At 59.5% G+C, this 13,268-nt stretch carries 15 protein-coding genes; 5 read left to right on the top strand and 10 right to left on the bottom strand.

Features of this window, described 5'->3' with window-relative positions; all coding sequences use genetic code 11:
* Positions 1–154: 154 nt before the first annotated feature.
* Both VXM67_RS18550 and VXM67_RS18545 read right to left on the bottom strand, forming a co-directional pair.
* Positions 155–361 (bottom strand): hypothetical protein, encoded by a 207-nt coding sequence (locus tag VXM67_RS18550; RefSeq protein WP_367237273.1) that lies wholly within the window; start codon positions 359–361, stop codon positions 155–157.
* Between the two features lie 29 nt (positions 362–390).
* Entirely contained in the window at positions 391–642 is a 252-nt protein-coding gene (locus tag VXM67_RS18545; RefSeq protein ID WP_367237272.1) for a helix-turn-helix domain-containing protein, read from the bottom strand.
* Between the two features lie 114 nt (positions 643–756).
* Between VXM67_RS18545 and VXM67_RS18540 the strand changes: the two genes are divergently transcribed.
* Complete coding sequence (locus VXM67_RS18540) at positions 757–1,065, top strand: hypothetical protein (RefSeq protein ID WP_340566377.1); 309 nt, start codon at positions 757–759, stop codon at positions 1,063–1,065.
* A gap of 540 nt (positions 1,066–1,605) precedes the next feature.
* Here the strand turns inward: VXM67_RS18540 and VXM67_RS18535 are convergent.
* Together VXM67_RS18535 and VXM67_RS18530 are read right to left on the bottom strand one after the other, a co-directional pair.
* The gene (locus tag VXM67_RS18535) at positions 1,606–2,457 is read right to left on the bottom strand and encodes a hypothetical protein (protein ID WP_367237271.1); all 852 of its coding nucleotides are present in this window, start codon (positions 2,455–2,457) and stop codon (positions 1,606–1,608) included.
* A gap of 378 nt (positions 2,458–2,835) precedes the next feature.
* The gene (locus tag VXM67_RS18530; protein ID WP_367237270.1) at positions 2,836–4,128 is read right to left on the bottom strand and encodes a tyrosine-type recombinase/integrase; all 1,293 of its coding nucleotides are present in this window, start codon (positions 4,126–4,128) and stop codon (positions 2,836–2,838) included.
* A gap of 475 nt (positions 4,129–4,603) precedes the next feature.
* On the opposite strand from VXM67_RS18530, the gene VXM67_RS18525 reads away from it, so the two are divergent.
* Positions 4,604–5,107, top strand: a complete 504-nt coding sequence (locus tag VXM67_RS18525) for a hypothetical protein (RefSeq protein ID WP_023381421.1) — start codon at positions 4,604–4,606, stop codon at positions 5,105–5,107.
* A gap of 102 nt (positions 5,108–5,209) precedes the next feature.
* On the opposite strand, the gene VXM67_RS18520 is transcribed toward VXM67_RS18525, so the two are convergent.
* Positions 5,210–5,977 carry an ABC transporter substrate-binding protein gene (locus tag VXM67_RS18520; protein ID WP_023381420.1) on the bottom strand — a complete coding sequence of 256 codons (768 nt, stop codon included), beginning with the start codon at positions 5,975–5,977 and terminating at the stop codon, positions 5,210–5,212.
* Positions 5,978–6,102: 125 nt separating this feature from the next.
* Here VXM67_RS18520 and dnaX point away from each other — a divergent pair, with 125 nt between their 5' ends.
* The 3 genes from dnaX (at position 6,103) to recR (ending at position 9,207) form a co-directional block, all read left to right on the top strand.
* Complete coding sequence (gene dnaX, locus VXM67_RS18515; RefSeq protein ID WP_027907554.1) at positions 6,103–8,115, top strand: DNA polymerase III subunit gamma/tau; 2,013 nt, start codon at positions 6,103–6,105, stop codon at positions 8,113–8,115.
* Between the two features lie 64 nt (positions 8,116–8,179).
* Positions 8,180–8,515, top strand: coding sequence for a YbaB/EbfC family nucleoid-associated protein (locus VXM67_RS18510; RefSeq protein ID WP_023381418.1), 336 nt, complete (start codon positions 8,180–8,182; stop codon positions 8,513–8,515).
* 89 nt (positions 8,516–8,604) lie between these two features.
* Positions 8,605–9,207: a recombination mediator RecR gene (recR, locus tag VXM67_RS18505; RefSeq protein WP_023381417.1), complete on the top strand. Its 603-nt coding sequence runs from the start codon at positions 8,605–8,607 to the stop codon at positions 9,205–9,207.
* Positions 9,208–9,305: 98 nt separating this feature from the next.
* On the opposite strand, the gene VXM67_RS18500 is transcribed toward recR, so the two are convergent.
* From VXM67_RS18500 to ccoS, 5 genes are all read right to left on the bottom strand, one after another.
* Entirely contained in the window at positions 9,306–9,854 is a 549-nt protein-coding gene (locus VXM67_RS18500) for an adenine phosphoribosyltransferase (protein ID WP_027907553.1), read from the bottom strand.
* 55 nt (positions 9,855–9,909) lie between these two features.
* A complete protein-coding gene (gene fnrA, locus VXM67_RS18495) occupies positions 9,910–10,644 on the bottom strand; it encodes a Crp/Fnr family transcriptional regulator FnrA (RefSeq protein ID WP_015271145.1) in 735 nt (244 codons plus the stop codon).
* Between the two features lie 184 nt (positions 10,645–10,828).
* The gene (gene hemN / locus VXM67_RS18490; protein ID WP_367237269.1) at positions 10,829–12,211 is read right to left on the bottom strand and encodes an oxygen-independent coproporphyrinogen III oxidase; all 1,383 of its coding nucleotides are present in this window, start codon (positions 12,209–12,211) and stop codon (positions 10,829–10,831) included.
* A gap of 161 nt (positions 12,212–12,372) precedes the next feature.
* Complete coding sequence (locus tag VXM67_RS18485; RefSeq protein ID WP_023381414.1) at positions 12,373–13,056, bottom strand: sulfite exporter TauE/SafE family protein; 684 nt, start codon at positions 13,054–13,056, stop codon at positions 12,373–12,375.
* Positions 13,049–13,261, bottom strand: a complete 213-nt coding sequence (gene ccoS / locus VXM67_RS18480; protein WP_023381413.1) for a cbb3-type cytochrome oxidase assembly protein CcoS — start codon at positions 13,259–13,261, stop codon at positions 13,049–13,051. Before ccoS ends, VXM67_RS18485 begins: the two co-directional genes overlap by 8 nt.
* Positions 13,262–13,268: the final 7 nt, after the last annotated feature.

Raw genomic sequence — 13,268 nt, 5'->3', positions numbered from 1 at the left:
CTGTATTCATTTGCTTCTAGAGGTTGTCAGTATGTGTGTATTCATAATCTAAATCAATCACAATGAATACGGACTCTTGAGGGTTTCTGTATTCAGGTGTTTGTGTTCGCCAGCCTCTACCCAAAAGAGCACATTGGCGTACCTGACGCGCCATCTACGATCTTAGGGATTCGATCCCTGAGGCGATGGCTTCGGCGTTGGTATCGAGGGTGTGCAGGATACTCAGCATGTTGTCGTGCACGTTGGTTGAGCCTCGTTGTTTGATCCCGAGGGACAGTTCCTCAAGGCCAGCACGAATGGCGATCTGGTTGAGGTGCAGCTGTTCCAGTGTGTCAGCGGTGATTGATGTGCGGTCGTCCATGTATGTGTTCTTGTGTGGGTTGGTTTGGCTTACTGGCTTGTCGTGATCGCCTTCTCAAGCTCTTGCACCAGCTCTAGGAGGCTGATTCCCAGCACCTTACATAAGTCTCGGAGCTGCACAATGTCTAGCCTACGTGTCCCGTTCTCCACATCACTCATAAAGGACTGAGGGCGATTCAGAGCCTTTGAGCAATCCACTTGGGTCAAGCCAGCTGCTTTTCTGTGCTTCCTGAGCAAGTTCAAGAGGGCGGTGTGTTCAGGTCGATAGATCGTTTTGGTCATGGTCGATAGCTAGGTGAGCGTAGCCATCCAACCTATATCCGGTTTTCAGATATCTGAATTTGGGATAAATTTCACCTTGGCCTTGATCTTGGCTATCAGAATCTGGAGATGACCGTGAACGAAAAACTGTTCGTATTGACCAGTCGCAAGAAGAAGACAAACCACATCCTGCACTTGATCCTGACCGTTCTGACAGGAGGGCTTTGGTTGATCGTGTGGGGCATCACAATGCGAAGCAACGAGGGTCAGAACAAGAAGATCGATAGGGAAATCGACCAGATCATGCACTACAAGTCTCAGGGCTTGAGCGATGCTGCCACGCACCAGCAGATCAAGACAGACAAGCTGAATGCTGATGTGCTTCAAGGAAGGGTGATTTTCGTTGTGTTGGTGGTAGTGTTCTTGTACTTCTACCTACGGTAGATGCTGCGCACCTTCAGCGAAGCGTCAAAGCAAATTCCTTGATCAGCTCCGCTGGGCGTTTGCACCGAAAGCGGCAAGCTTTCAGCTGATTGCACTGTATATGACCGTAGGTCAGGATCGTGGATACCTAGCGGTGTAGAGGGGGTGAAACAACCAACACCCCCCAAAAACCTAAAAATCCGTACTATCCACAGCTGACGCTGTTCCTGTGCACAATATCCGATCCGCAGGATTGAGTTTTGCACGATCAGAGCGTAGCTCTAGTAGCTGCTCGAATTCTTGTTGTCCAACCATGTTATTGGTTGGTTGGACTAGTACGCTTGGCCGTTAGCGTCAGCTAACAATGATAGCTGTTTTCATTTGGGACAGCTTTGTTGTTTGTTGTCCCGGTGTGCAACTCATTGCTTGCGCAATAGGGGTAAGGGATTTTACCCCTGAGTCAAACGCATTTGGTTTAGACCTGTCGGTCATGTTGCGTGCTGTCCGATGTCCGACCCTATACATATGGTGGGCGCTGTTCGGACATGCATGTGGCAGGAGTCAGTTGGCCGCTGCCAGCCATCCCTGTGACTCAGCGAAATCAAGGAAGTGATCAGCATCAGTCGGCTCTGGCATCTGGCGCCTATCCTCAGTATTCCGCACCGATGGTGCTTCATGGTCTGGAGTACCCTGAAGTGCATTTGTGACCTTGGTTGTGCGTTCAAAGAGCTTTGCCGTTGGCTCTGTACCAAGTCCGCTGACAAGCTTCAGGATGTGCTGCCTAGCAGCATACACTTGCTTTCGTTGAGCCAAGTCAGCACCTTCACTGTCATCTGAGGCACAAACAGCGTGGAGCTCCATGAATTCGTTGACGGCTTCATCGACACGAGCCATCAGGCTCAATGCTACCTGTTCAAGGAACAGACGACTTGCAGTAGGTGCTTGGTCATCGACCCAATCCATAACGAAAACAGGCTGGGTGCCGTCTGTGCCTGAGCGATCACGAACCTTGTTCCTCACACGCTTGATTACGCTGTCGTCGAATGAGCTCTCATAGCGCCCTTCCACAGTGTTCCACTTGCAGCCGTATTCTTCGTGCAGAATGCCCCGGAGCTCATGGTCCTTGACTCCTTGTGCACGAGTTGCGAGTTCGTATACACGACTCACTGACTTGCTAAACGGGGTGGAGATTTCCTTCGGTACATCTCTAACAAGCAGTTTTACCTTACGCTCAGGAAGCCCAGTGACTGCCTTGATTGCAGCGTAAGATTTTCCCTCACGACGCAGCTGTACCGCCCATTCCTCTGGCGTGGACGCAGTGGTGGTCGGTCCTTGTGGGATGGGGGCTGGCGCTTGAGCGTGCTCGTCATTGGCCGAGCTGGCAGGCAAGTTCAAAACGGATGGATACTGCATTCATAATCTCCTCTAGTTCATTCTCGATAGGCATTCCTCTCGGGTTGTGCCGGTTTGGTTTGGTAAATTACAGGCGTTAAAAAGCCCCCTTGCAAGGCACCAATTTGGTGGTCGCGGTGGAGGCTTCTAATCTGTATGTCTGCTCTCGGAAGCAGGCCCTTGATTCTACACGAGTCCCGAAAAAAAGCAATCTCTAGGTATTGACTTCTCTGGCGGTCGTGTCTGCAAAAAAAAACCGTTTTGCTCTGCGGGAAACGCACTTTGCTTAGTTTGAACGCTCCCTAAGCCCCGTAAACACTGGTGTGGGCATGAAAGACGGTAGGTGAACGGCAATTAGGTGGCAGGGTTTAACCAGAGTTTTTGCTGGGTTATTCGAGGTTATTTGATGTGCTTCATGGCCTCGACCATCGCCTTGATTGGCGTCCTGCTACCGTAGATGCCGAAGGTTACGGAGCTGTCTTCGTGTCCCACCATGCGCTTGATCAAAGAGTCTTGCACACCGGCGTCACGCAGGTCATCGATGAAGGTGTGACGAAAGCTGTGGAAGGTTTTGCGTGGGTCGGTGATACCCAGTTTCGCCTTATAGCGGCCAAACCATTTTGATGCCGCGTGACCTCGTTTACCGCGTACTGCTTCAAGCTCGGGGAATAGGCGATCAGCTCCATCTGTCCTCACCGATTCAGCGTACTGCAACAATCCCAGCTCAATCAGTGAAGGGTGCAGGGGAAGTACTCGGCGGCTGCTGGCATTCTTAAGGTTCTGGCCTTCACGGCTGTCGTCGATGCGGATGCACTGGACGCCCTGTTGCTCAATGAAGTCATCGACACGCAGTTGGCACAGCTCTTCCAATCGTGCCCCAGTGGTTCGCCCAAGGAGCGGCAGCCAGTAACGCCAAGGGTGCTTGCGGGCTTCCTTTCGCAGTGACTCACGGTTCAGCAGGGCATCTAGGTCGTGTCGTTCAAATGACAGCCGAGCTTCCTTCGCTGATCCTGTCATGACTTTCATGCCCGTCAGTGGGTTGTCTGCCACGTACCCGTTCGCTTTGCACCAGTTCAGAAACGCTGTGAGCTTGCGTAGCCGATTGTTCACTGTGACAGCAGTAATGGTCTTGTAGGTGCTACCTGACTCAATCACCTGCTTTAGCGTCTTGCCCTTGAACTCAGGTCGTAAGCCGAAGTATTGCGGGCATAGGCTGAGCCGTTCCTTTAGCAGGCGTGCTTGTTGTGCATCGAAGGCTTTGGCGGGCATATCGCCTAACAGCTCGAAAAGGTCAGCGAGAGCTCGCTCGACTTCCTCGGTGCTGCCCTGTCGCCATGTGCCGCCGCGTTTGCCTTCTTCTATATAGAGTTTGGACAGGGTGGCGAGGGTAGGACCTTCGCTTTGTGGCTTCGCTGTGGCCGCTGTAGTTCTTCGTGGTGCAGCCGTTATGATTGGCTTAGGGGTAGAGTCTCGCCACTGAGTACACAGTGCACGCAGCGTCTCAGGGGCTGTCAGAGGATGTTCAGTTAAGTGGCAAAGCACTTGCTGAGCTAAGGAGCTGGCAAGGTACAAGGCTGCCTGCCGCTCTCGCACTCGCAGGGATATGCGAAGCGTATGACGGCTGGGAAATAGGTGCTTTGGTAGTCGAAGGTTGAGGTAGTAGATGGACTGACGGCGGACAATGTATGCCATGAATGAACACCAGAGTGGACCAGTAAAGTGGACCAATTGAGTGGAACAATTCTGGTCACACCCCAAGCTTTGAGCGACCGTGCAGGGTGTCTGCACGGGTAAGTGACGAATCACCTCATCAGCCGGAAACCCTTGCACCATAAGGCCCGCATTGATTACCGAGCATGCTTGCATGCCACATGGTCAGGCCCGGAAGGGAGCAGCCGTAGCGGTGACATCGAGTGCCGGGGTGTGGCTGGTGGGGCCGCCTCCATTACGCAAGTCCTTGAATTCTCAAGGATTTCTCGCTCCAGCATCCCCAGAGTCGAACAACGTATTGGTACGCCCCAGTGGTGGTCGCTGAGCGGCTGCTATCGCCTGTGCGTCGCGATAGGTTGCGTGGTTGATTTAGATCAGTTTCGGGTGTGCGGCCAGGATTAGATTGGACAGTGGCGCTCCACTCCCTACCCTGACCTTGCGCGCAAGGAGCTGAACCATGAAAGCCTCCAAATTCGCCGTTATCGCTTTTGCAGCAGTGCTTTTCCCGGCGCTGACCTATGCCCAGCAGGACGCTGGCGTCGCCAAGCCGGCCGAGCAGTCCATGAGTGTCGAGAAGTTCGATCAACAGATGGCCAAGGCCCAGGAAAATCTGAAGAAGATGCAGGAGCAGATGAGCCTTATCCAGAAAACCACCGACCCTGCTCAGCGGCAGAAGCTGATGCAGGAGCACCAGGCAATGATGCAGCAGAGCATGCAGATGATGTCCGGGATGTGGGGTGCGGGCATGATGGGATGCTGTGCAGGCGGCAAGATGGGCGGGCCTATGATGGGCGGCGGCCACAAGATGGGCTGGGGGCAAATGGGCAGCCATTACTCGCAGATGACGCCCGAGCAGATGAAGCAGCATCAATACATGATGGACAGGTACATGGGCATGCAGCAGATGATGATGGAGCAGATGATGCAGCATCAGCAACACATGGCTGCGCCGTCTCGCTGAGCCCAGAGCAACCCCTCTGGCATCCCGGTGGCTGATCTCTTCTTGGTAGAGGGGGTATGGCGCAGCCGTGCCCCAATCAAGGCGAGCCCAGTGCCCACCGCATCAAGGTAGAGCCGCCGAGGCGTCTCCCGGATATTCCACGGCCCCATACCGCCGGGTGATCCGCTCGATCTCTCCCGATTGCTTCATCCTCACCAGCGCCCGGAGCAACCCCTGGGTCGGTATCGCCGGATCATTGCGCACCATGCAGCCTAGGGACTGCTCTTCCAGCACGGCCACTGCCTTCAGGTGCTGCTCGGCCGGCAAGCGTTGGTTGAACCACTGCAGTGACATCAGGTTGCTCACCGCATGCCGATAGCGACCCGCCTCGAGCTTCTGCAGCACCAGCACCTGGTTACGGCTGTCTTCACGGTGCAGGCGCTGCTGCTTGAACAGGGGCTCGAGCGAGGCATAGGTGTACCCCAACACCGTGCCGATGGCTTGCGGTGGCAACTGCTCCACACTGGCAGGGCTGCGCTCGCCGGGGCGGCCGACCAGCACATCGCGCTGGGTGAACAGAGGAATGCTCCAGACGAAATCTCCAGGGCGGTCATTGAACCACAGGGTGCTGACGTAACAGCGCACGTCGATATCGCCGTCGTTCATCGCCTGCTGCAGGCGTAGGCGGGCCATCAGGTGGTATTCAGGGCGGACACCGGCTTCGCGGGCCAGGGCCTGCATCAGGTCGTACAGCATGCCCTCCACCGGCCGACCCTTTTCGGTACGAATCAGCGGCATGCTCCAGCTCTCGACGACGGAGAAGCGCAGCACTGGCTGCTCGGCCAGGCTGTGGGTGGTCCAGAACAACAACAGGGCCAGCAGTCTTCGCAAGGGCTTTCCTCCCGGAACTTCCTGCGCCAGTTCCTTAGCTTAGACGAACCGCGCAGGGTGCAATTTTGCCCCCGCTCCGCTAGGATTAGCGATCCTTCGCTCGATCAGGCTACGATGGTTTTTCGATGAGTTATCAGGTTCTTGCACGTAAATGGCGTCCGCGCTCGTTCCGCGAAATGGTCGGCCAGACCCATGTGCTCAAGGCCTTGATCAACGCGCTGGACAATCAGCGCCTGCATCACGCCTACCTGTTCACCGGCACCCGCGGGGTCGGCAAGACTACCATTGCGCGCATCATAGCCAAATGCCTGAACTGCGAAACCGGCATCACGTCCACGCCTTGTGGCACCTGTTCGGTGTGCCGTGAGATCGACGAGGGCCGTTTCGTCGACCTGATCGAGATCGACGCCGCCAGCCGAACCAAGGTGGAAGACACCCGCGAACTGCTCGATAACGTGCAGTACGCGCCAAGCCGCGGACGCTTCAAGGTCTACCTGATCGACGAAGTGCACATGCTGTCCACTCACTCGTTCAACGCCTTGCTCAAGACGCTGGAAGAGCCGCCGCCCTACGTCAAGTTCATCCTGGCCACCACCGACCCGCAGAAGCTGCCGGCCACCATCTTGTCGCGGTGCTTGCAGTTCTCGCTGAAGAACATGAGCCCCGAGCGGGTGGTCGAGCACCTGAGTCACGTGCTCACGGCCGAGAACGTGCCGTTCGAGCCGGATGCGCTGTGGTTGCTCGGACGTGCCGCCGATGGCTCGATGCGCGACGCCATGAGCCTTACCGACCAAGCCATCGCCTTCGGTGAGGGTAAGGTGCTGGCCGCTGACGTGCGTGCCATGCTCGGCAGCCTTGACCATGGCCAGGTCTATGGCGTGCTCCAGGCGTTGCTGGAAGGCGATGCCCGTGCCCTGCTCGAAGCGGTGCGCAACCTGGCCGAGCAAGGGCCGGACTGGAGTGGAGTACTGGCTGAAATGCTCAATGTGTTGCACCGGGTGGCCATCGCCCAGGCTTTGCCAGAGGCGGTGGACAATGGCCAGGGCGATCGTGAGCGAGTGCTGGCCCTGGCGGCGGCGTTGCCCGCCGAGGACGTGCAGTTCTATTACCAGATGGGCCTGATCGGCCGTCGTGACCTGCCGTTGGCGCCGGACCCTCGGGGCGGCTTCGAGATGGTGCTGTTGCGCATGCTGGCGTTCCGTCCGGCCGATACCGACGATGCGCCGAAACCGGTACTAAAGCCGGTGGGGATCAGCCAGGCCACAGCTGATTCTGCGAAACCGGTGGCAGCGGCGGCGGTTGCTGTTGCGTCGCCCGTTGTCGAGGCGCCGCCAGCGCCTGCGGTCGAGCAGGTGGTCGCGGAGCCGGCGCCGGAAGCTGAGCCAGAAGTGGCTCATTCGGAGCCTGCACCTGTAGAAGAGGTTGTCGACCTGCCGTGGGAGGAGCCCGCGGCCCAGCCAGCTCCGAAGGCCATCGAGCCTGTTCCGGCGCCTGTGCCTGTGAAGCCCGAGCCACCAAGCGCACCGCCAGCCTTCGAGGCGCCACCGTTCGATCCGAATGCCTATGCTCCAGCAGGCATGGACCGTGATGATGAGCCGCCGATGGACGACGACTACTATGCTGGCGACAGCGAGCCGATGGGCTTCAGCTACCTCGACGAATTGGCCGAACACGTTCAGGAAGACCAGCCTGTCGCAGCCCCAGAGCCGTTGCCTGCTGCCCAGCCAGCCACCGGTCTGGCCTTGCAATGGCTGGAATTATTCCCACAGTTGCCTGTCTCCGGTATGACAGGCAACATCGCGGCAAACTGTACGCTGATCGCGGCAGACGGTGATGACTGGCTGTTGCACCTGGATCCCGGGCAGGGCGCGCTGTTCAACAGCACTCAGCAGCGCCGCTTGAACGAAGCGCTCAACCAGCACCTGGGGCGTACCCTGAACCTTAGGATCGAGTTGGTGCGCCCCGAGCAGGAGACGCCCGCCCAAGCCGCATCGCGCAAGCGCGCCGAGCGCCAGCATGAGGCGGTGGTGTCGATCGAGCAGGACCCCTTGATCCAGCAGATGATCAAACTGTTCGGTGCCACGGTCCGGCACGATACTATTGAGCCTGTAGACGCCCTGGTCAGCCAGGGCCAGTAACGGATAACCATGCGCCCGGCCACCCGTCGGGCTGCATCACACGACCCAATCGAGGTATACCCCCATGATGAAAGGTGGCATGGCCGGCCTGATGAAGCAGGCCCAGCAGATGCAGGAAAAAATGCAGAAGATGCAGGAAGAGCTGGCCAACGCCGAAGTCACCGGCCAGTCCGGTGGCGGCTTGGTGAGCGTGGTGATGACCGGTCGTCACGACGTCAAGCGCGTCAGCATCGACCAGAGCCTGATGTCGACCGACGCAGACGACAAGGAAGTGCTCGAAGACCTGATCGCGGCCGCGCTCAATGACGCCGTACGCAAGGTCGAGCAGAACAGCCAGGAAAAAATGGGCAGCATGACGGCCGGCATGCAGTTGCCGCCGGGCTTCAAGATGCCGTTCTGATCGGGCTCTTGCGTCAAATTGGGGAGCAACGGCCGCTGGGTCGTTGCTCCCTTGTTCGTTCTGTTTCTTGAATTCACAGGCCTGCACACATGAGCTTCAGCCCCCTGATCCGCCAACTGATCGACGCCTTGCGCATTCTGCCGGGTGTCGGCCAGAAAACTGCCCAGCGCATGGCCCTGCAACTGCTTGAGCGCGACCGCAGCGGTGGTACCCGCCTGGCGCAAGCTCTGAGCCAGGCCATGGAAGGTGTGGGTCATTGCCAGCAGTGCCGTACGCTCACCGAGCAGGCACTGTGTCCGCAATGTGCCGACCCACGTCGCGACGATACCCAGCTGTGCGTGGTGGAAGGGCCGATGGATGTGTATGCGGTCGAGCAGACCGGCTACCGCGGCCGGTACTTCGTGCTCAAGGGGCATTTGTCTCCACTGGATGGCCTGGGGCCAGAGGCGATCGGCGTGCCGCAGTTGATGGCGCGCATCGAAGAGCAGGGGACGTTTACCGAGGTGATCCTGGCGACCAACCCTACGGTGGAAGGGGAGGCGACGGCCCATTACATCGCGCAGTTGCTAGCCGAGAAGGGCCTGGTGGCCTCGCGCATTGCCCATGGCGTGCCGCTGGGTGGCGAACTGGAGCTGGTGGATGGCGGGACGCTGGCCCATGCCTTCGCCGGGCGCAAGCCGATTTCGTTGTGATCTGACACGGGCTTGCCCGTGTTCGCGGGTAAGCAGGCTCCTACAGGTACGGCGGTGATCCGGACAGTGTGGGAGCCGGCTTGTCGTGGTGCCCCGACTCAGTATTCGCTCAGCGAGAACTCGGTCAGGCAGAAGGTCGGCACCCCAGCCGCCTGCAGCTTGCGCGAGCCTTCAAGCTCCGGCAGGTCGATGATCGCCGCCGCCTCGAACACCTGCGCGCCAGTGCGACGTACCAGGTTCGCCGCTGCCAGCAGCGTGCCGCCGGTCGCGATCAGGTCATCGAAGATCAACACCGAATCACCCTCGCACAGGCTGTCGGCGTGCACTTCAAGGAAGGCTTCGCCGTACTCGGTCTGGTAACCCTCTGACAGTACGTCGGCCGGCAGCTTGCCCTGCTTGCGGAACAGGATCAGGGGTTTGTTCAACTGGTGGGCGATGATCGAGCCGATCAAAAAGCCGCGTGCATCCATCGCGCCGATATGGCTGAACTCGGTCTCGACATAACGCTCGATGAACTGGTCGGCGACATAGCGCAGCCCGCGCGGCGACTGGAACAAGGGGGTAATGTCGCGGAAGATCACGCCCGGCTTGGGGAAGTCCACTACCGGGCGGATCAGGGCTTTGAGGTCGAAGGCATCGCTGTGCATTGTTGCAGGTATCCTGGGAAAACGAATGCGCAAGTATACCTCGTTAGCTGCGACCTCAGGCCTCCATTGCACCACCGGCCAGCGCGCAAAGCTGGATCGGGTCGAGGATGTGCACTTCCTTGCCCTCGGCGCGAATCAGGCCGTTCTGCTGGAAGCGGGTGAACACCCGCGACACGGTTTCCACGGCAAGGCCCAGGTAGTTGCCGATTTCATTGCGCGACATGCTCAGGCGGAACTGGTTGGCCGAGTAGCCACGGGCGCGGAAGCGGGCGGACAGGTTGACCAGGAAGGTGGCGATGCGCTCATCGGCGGTTTTCTTCGAGAGCAGCAGCATCATCTGCTGATCGTCGCGGATTTCGCGGCTCATCACCCGCATCAGCTGGCGGCGGAGCTGTGGAAGCTGCACCGAAAGCTCGTCGAGGCGCTCGAACGGGATTTCGCAGACCGAGGTGGTTTCCTGGGCCTGGGCCGACACCGGGTACGCCTCGGTGTCCATGCCCGACAAGCCGACCAGCTCGCTGGGCAGGTGGAAGCCGGTGATCTGCTCTTCGCCACTGTCGCTCAGGCTGAACGTCTTGAGGGCGCCGGAGCGTACTGCATAGACCGAACCGAAATTGTCCCCCTGTCGGAACAGGAATTCGCCTTTCTTCAGCGGCCGCCCACGCTTGACGATTTCATCCAGTGCATCCATGTCTTCCAGATTGAGCGAAAGAGGCAGGCACAGAGGGGCCAGGCTGCAATCCTTGCAATGGGCCTGGTTGTGGGGGCGCAGTTTGACTGGCTCGGACATTTGAATCGATCCTTGTGGGAAACACACATAAGCCGTAAGGGTAACTCACGGCATAGGTTGTAGGCCAGTGTGCGCAGTTGTGGTGCGAACTGGTGCAGCCTAAGCGGGGTATGCCTTGGCTCGCGGTCTGCCCATAGTGTCCCTGGCAAGGTAGGTTGTCCATGTGGTAATGCGACTCGTCTGTTCAGATGACCCGTGAAAAGCGTTGGTGGTTGTGCAGGGGCAGATAGGCGTCGAACACCATGCACACCGAGCGCGCCAGCAGGCGGCCTGCCGGCAGGATACGGATCCCTTTGTCGTCCAGGCGGATCAGGCCGTCCCGCTGCAAGGTCAGCAGCTGTGGCCAAAGGTCATTGAAGTACCCACGAAAATCGATGGTGTAGGCCTGTTCGATGGGCGCGAAGTCAAGTTCGAAGTGGCAGATCAGCTGCTGGATCACTGCGCGGCGCACGCGGTCGTCCTGGTTGCACAGCAGGCCGCGCTGGGTGGCCAGCTGTGCATTGGAAAGGGCGTCCTGATAGGTGTTGAGGTCGCTGCTGTTCTGGCAGTACAGGTCGCCGATCTGGCTGATGGCCGAAACTCCCAGGCCGATCAGGTCGCAGTGTCCATGGGTGGTGTAACCCTGGAAGTTGCGCTGCAGGGTGCCTTCTTCCTGGGCGATGGCCAGTTCGTCGTCGGGCAGGGCGAAGTGGTCCATGCCGATGTAGCGGTACCCGGCGGCGGTGAGCTGGTCGATGGTGGCGTGGAGCATTTCGAGCTTGGCGGCGGGGCTGGGCAGGTCGTTGCTGTCGATGCGCCGTTGCGGCATGAAGCGCTCGGGCAGGTGGGCGTAGTTGAACACCGACAGGCGATCGGGCTGCAGGCGGATCACTTCCTCGACCGTGCGGGCGAAGCCTTCGGGGGTCTGCTTGGGCAGGCCATAGATCAGGTCCAGGTTCACTGAGCGGAACTGCAGGGTGCGCGCCGCTTCGATCAAGGTGCGGGTCTGCTCCAGGCTCTGCAGACGGTTGACGGCCCGTTGCACGGCCGGGTCGAGGTCCTGGACGCCCAGGCTGACACGGTTGAAGCCCAGCTCGCGGAGCAAGCCCATGGTGGACCAGTCGGCCTCGCGTGGGTCGATCTCGATGCCGTAGTCGCCCGAGTCGTCGTCCAGCAGGTGGAAGTGCTGGCGCAAGGTGGCCATAAGCTGGCGCAATTCCACATGGCTGAGGAAGGTCGGCGTGCCGCCGCCGAAGTGCAGCTGTTCAACACGTTGTTTAGGGTCCAGGTGGCAGGCGATCAGTTGGATCTCCTGCTCCAGGCGCTGCAGGTAAGGCGCGGCACGGCCGCGGTCCTTGGTGATGACTTTGTTGCAGGCGCAGTAGTAGCAGATGTTGGCGCAGAACGGCACATGCACATAGAGCGACAGCGGGCGCACGGCTCGGCGGCTTTCGCGCAGGGCGTGCAGCAAGTCGAACGAACCCACTTCGCTGTGCAGTTGCACGGCGGTCGGGTAGGAGGTGTAGCGTGGTCCGGCCAGGTCGTAGCGGCGGATCAGGTCGGAATCCCAACGTAGGTCGTCGAGCATGTGGGCAGTCCCCGGAAAGAGCAGCAGTGTCCGGAGTCTAGGGGCGTCTGTAGGAAACTGTGTTGATTTGTATCAAGGGCCATGGGGGCGCGTCGTGCGGCCTACTTGCCCGCGAGCTCGTTCCTACAGTGTCAGCGCGTTCCCGCTGGGGCTGCTGACGATCAATGTCCCATCAGCCAATGCTGATGTGGCCCGGGCAAGGTCCACAGGCCAAACACGATCACCAGTACACCGCCGGCCACACGCACACTGCGTCGTCGCAACAGCCCGTTCACACGTTCTGCCGCCAAACCCGTGGCCAGCAGCACCGGCCAGGTGCCGACTCCGAATGCCAGCATCAAGGCTGCGCTGTAACCGGCATTGCCTTGGCTGGCCGACCACAGCAAGGTGCTGTACACCAGACCGCACGGCAACCAGCCCCACAGTGCCCCCAGCAGCAGGGCGCGGGGTACGCTGGAGACGGGCATCAGGCGTGAGGCGACTGGCTGGATATGCCGCCACAGGCCACGCCCCAGCGCTTCGATACGGGTCAGTCCACTCCACCAGCCGGCCAGATACAACCCCATCGTTATGAGCAGCAGCGCTGCTATCACCCGCAACGCCAGGGCGGCAGGGCTGCTGGCCACGGCCCAGCCGGCCAGGCCCAGCAGCAGGCCGGCACAGCCATAACTGAGAATCCGGCCCATGTTGTAGGCCATTAGCAAACGCAGGCGACGACCGCGCTGTTCTGGCGGAATCGCCAGAGTCAGGGCGCCCATCAGGCCGCCACACATGCCCAGGCAGTGGCCGCCGCCGAGCAGTCCCAGCACCAGTGCCGAGCCCAGCAGGGGAAGCAGTTCAGGCACGGGAAGGTGGTTCCTTGTCGTCGATATGCGCCTCGTCGCCCTTCACGGCAGCCTGGTGACGGGGGTCCTGGTCGTCGAAAAGAATGCTGTGGGCCGGGCTTTCGAGGTCGTCGTACTGGCCGCTGTCCACCGCCCAGAAAAAGATGTACACCGCCACGCCAACGAGCAGCAGGGCGGCCGGGATCATGACATAGAGGGCTGGCATGGTGGGC

This window comes from Pseudomonas sp. Rh2, assembly GCF_040762985.1.
GTDB lineage: Bacteria > Pseudomonadota > Gammaproteobacteria > Pseudomonadales > Pseudomonadaceae > Aquipseudomonas > Aquipseudomonas taiwanensis.
The sequence above is the reverse complement of the archived record's forward strand: the minus strand, read 5'-3'. Positions and strand labels throughout refer to the sequence as shown.

Excerpts from the sequence above, each read along its gene's own strand:
- VXM67_RS18550 (WP_367237273.1), bottom strand. The coding sequence starts at position 361 with ATGGACGACCGCACATCAATCACCGCTGACACACTGGAACAGCTGCAC.
- VXM67_RS18545 (WP_367237272.1), bottom strand. The coding sequence starts at position 642 with ATGACCAAAACGATCTATCGACCTGAACACACCGCCCTCTTGAACTTG.
- VXM67_RS18535 (WP_367237271.1), bottom strand. The coding sequence starts at position 2,457 with ATGCAGTATCCATCCGTTTTGAACTTGCCTGCCAGCTCGGCCAATGAC.
- VXM67_RS18530 (WP_367237270.1), bottom strand. The coding sequence starts at position 4,128 with ATGGCATACATTGTCCGCCGTCAGTCCATCTACTACCTCAACCTTCGA.
- VXM67_RS18525 (WP_023381421.1), top strand. The coding sequence starts at position 4,604 with ATGAAAGCCTCCAAATTCGCCGTTATCGCTTTTGCAGCAGTGCTTTTC.
- dnaX (WP_027907554.1), top strand. The coding sequence starts at position 6,103 with ATGAGTTATCAGGTTCTTGCACGTAAATGGCGTCCGCGCTCGTTCCGC.
- VXM67_RS18510 (WP_023381418.1), top strand. The coding sequence starts at position 8,180 with ATGATGAAAGGTGGCATGGCCGGCCTGATGAAGCAGGCCCAGCAGATG.
- recR (WP_023381417.1), top strand. The coding sequence starts at position 8,605 with ATGAGCTTCAGCCCCCTGATCCGCCAACTGATCGACGCCTTGCGCATT.
- VXM67_RS18500 (WP_027907553.1), bottom strand. The coding sequence starts at position 9,854 with ATGCACAGCGATGCCTTCGACCTCAAAGCCCTGATCCGCCCGGTAGTG.
- fnrA (WP_015271145.1), bottom strand. The coding sequence starts at position 10,644 with ATGTCCGAGCCAGTCAAACTGCGCCCCCACAACCAGGCCCATTGCAAG.
- hemN (WP_367237269.1), bottom strand. The coding sequence starts at position 12,211 with ATGCTCGACGACCTACGTTGGGATTCCGACCTGATCCGCCGCTACGAC.
- ccoS (WP_023381413.1), bottom strand. The coding sequence starts at position 13,261 with ATGCCAGCCCTCTATGTCATGATCCCGGCCGCCCTGCTGCTCGTTGGC.